Here is a 2,793-nt window from a genome sequence, read left to right as displayed (position 1 = left end):
ATGGTGCGCGGGTGCACGCCCGCCTTGCGCAGTGCATCCTCGATCAACTCTCCCTGCGCCTGCGGGTTGGGCACCGTGTAGCCGTTGGTCTTCCCGCCGTGGTTGATCGCCGTCGCCTTGATCACGCCGTAGATCTGGTCACCATCGGCCTCCGCAAGCGAGAGCCGCTTCAGGAACAGCACCCCTACGCCCTCGCCCGGCACGTAGCCATCGCCTCCCGCACCGAAGCTTCTGCACAGCCCCTCCGTCGAGAGCATTCGAACTGCAGACATGGTGAGGTAGTTCGACGGATGGAGATTCAAGTTCACGCCGCCGGCAAGCGCCACCTCGCATTCGCCTCGCAGCAGATGCTCGCAGGCCTCGTGGATCGCCGTGAAGGAGGCCGAGCACATCGTGTCCAGCGGCATGCTGGGGCCGTGGAAGTCGAACAGGTACGACACCCGGTTGGCCACCGAGCTGAACGAGGTCTGCGGCAGCGCCTGCGTGCCCTGCCGCCTCAGCTCCGGCCCGTACAACTCGTGGCCGATCTTCGTGATCCCGGCATAGACGCCCACCCGTCCCTTGTGCAGCGCCGCCAGTCGCGCACGCGTGTAGCCCGCGTCCTCCAGCGCCTCCCAGCACGCCTGCACGAACAGACGCTCCTGGGGATCCATGGTCTCGGCCTCGCGCGGCGAGATCCCGAAGAACAACGGATCGAACTCGGCGAATCCTTCCAGGAATCCGCCCCACTTCCCGTAGCTCTTGCCCTGTGCCGCGGCCTGGTCCGGGTCCGGGTGATAGAAACCCTCCAGCGACCAGCGCTCCGACGGAATCTCGCCGATGCAATTCACGCCCTGCTTGAGGTTCTCCCAGAAGGCCTCCAGCGTCGCAGCCTTCGGATACCGCCCGCCCAGACCCACAATGGCAATGGGTTCTCGATCGACCTGCCGAAAAGACGCGGCCGCCCGCGATGCATGCGGCCTTTGCCCGGCCTTCGCCAAAGCGTTATCCACGGCCTGATCGGACGAGGCCCGGACCGACGACTTTGTGAAGCCGCTCCATTGCGCACACGTCTGCGGGTACTCGGCCGCCAGGTAGCCGGCCAGGGCACTCAGCGTCCGGTACTCGAAGAGCAGTGTCTTGGGGATTTCTTCGCCGAAGATCCCGTTCAGTGCCAGATTGAGCTGGGACACCATCACCGAGTCAATCCCGTAACGCTCCAGCGCCTCCTCGGGATCGATCCTGTCCGCGTCGATCTTCGCCACCTTGGAGAACAGCGTCAGGAGGCGGTGCAGCACCCTCTCCTGCAGCACCTGCTGATCCTCTGCTAGCTCGGCAGCCGACTCCAGGCGCCCGGCGTGCAGCGGCGCTGCCCACGCCTCCTGCTCGAGAGGGCTCCGGTCACCCGAGGTCGCTGTCACCTGGAGTCGCACGCACACCCGGCCCTGCACGTCCGCCAGCGACACGTCGAGCTTCAGCACCGCATCGCCGGCCGAACCTCCCGCGTTTTGCCGCACCAGTGCAATGGCCTGTACTGGCACCGGGCCGAACACCTCTACCGCGTCCACCGTCTCCCCAGCAAACGGCAGAGACGGCCCGTCCTGCGATCGCGAGAGGAACAACCCCATTGACGCCTGGAGCGCTCCGCCCAGCAGGCTCGGAGGCAATGCGAAAGCGCCCAGCGGGTCGCTCGCCTGCGCAGGCAGATTCAACGCACCCATCGCCAGCGGCCGACCTGCAGTGTCCCGTCCCACGCGGACCTCCGCCAACGCCCGAAACGTCGGCCCGTAGACCAACCCCATCCGCGCCAGGCCCTCATAGCAGTCCTCGGCCGAGAACACCTGCGGGCACAACGCACGCAGACCTTCCAGATCCTCGACCGGCGCCTCCACCGGCGCAAGAACCCGAGCCTGTCCCTTCGCATGCACGCGCGCCTCATCCTCGTCCGACGCCTGGGTGTACACCTCGAAGCCGATCGCTTCGCCTTCGTGCGGCTGCAGCGCGATGTGCACCTCTACCGGCGCTTCGCCTACCACCACCGGCTGCGCGAAGACCACCTGCTCCAGCCGCACCCCCAGCGCCTGCGGCGGCGCGAGTTCCAGCGTCTGAACCACCGCCGCCCGCGCCAACTCGAGATACGCCACCAGCGGCAGCACCCGCCGTCCCTGGATTACGTTGTCCGCAAGAAAAAACTCTTCTCCCGTGAACACCGAACTGAAATGCTGCATCATGAATTGTTCTCCATGGTCCGGCCAAGCCGGAATCAATTGATCAATACGATCTCCGCGTGGCGACCGCGACGGATCCGACGTCGACATCTCAATCGCCACCGGCTATTCCTGTACCGCAAGCGCCAACGCTGCGTCCGCGCTCAAGGCCCCGATCTCGATCTCCGCCAGCAAGGACTCCCACCGCCGAAGCTGCGCGTCGTCCTCGAGCTTCGCAATGGGCCTTGACGGCAGTCCGCTGTCGTTTGACATCGGCCAATAGCGTTCCTTTGCGAACGGATAGGTCGGCAGGCTGATCCGCCTCGGCGGCACATCGCCGTAAAGCCCCGTCCAGTCGAACGCCAGTCCTCGCACCCACAGCTCGACGAGCTTGTGCCACTTGCCGCGCGCCACCCACTTGTCGACCGCTTCCTGCAATTCTTCGTCGGTACCGAAGACGGCCAAGGCATCCTTGTCGCGCCGGGCGGTGCCCCTGTAGAGCCCGTCGATGCCCTTCGCTTCCGCCAGGTACTGCGCCAGCTTGGCCTTGAGCTCCTCCAGCGTGCTCACCACGCACGCCAGCCTCACCTCCATCGCCTCACGCCCC

2 protein-coding genes are annotated in these 2,793 nt (G+C 66.0%); both read right to left on the bottom strand.

Annotation, left to right across the window (positions count from 1 at the left end; genetic code table 11):
- A partial coding sequence (locus tag BMY35_RS37445) for a beta-ketoacyl synthase N-terminal-like domain-containing protein (protein ID WP_218153050.1) occupies positions 1 to 2,210 on the bottom strand: 2,210 nt, incomplete at its 3' end.
- Between the two features lie 102 nt (positions 2,211 to 2,312).
- Positions 2,313 to 2,793, bottom strand: a 481-nt coding sequence (locus BMY35_RS37440) for a hypothetical protein (RefSeq protein WP_218153049.1), incomplete at its 5' end; no start/stop codon positions are given.

It is taken from the genome of Variovorax sp. YR750, assembly GCF_900109805.1.
Lineage (GTDB): Bacteria > Pseudomonadota > Gammaproteobacteria > Burkholderiales > Burkholderiaceae_C > Variovorax > Variovorax gossypii.
The sequence above is the reverse complement of the archived record's forward strand: the minus strand, read 5'-3'. Positions and strand labels throughout refer to the sequence as shown.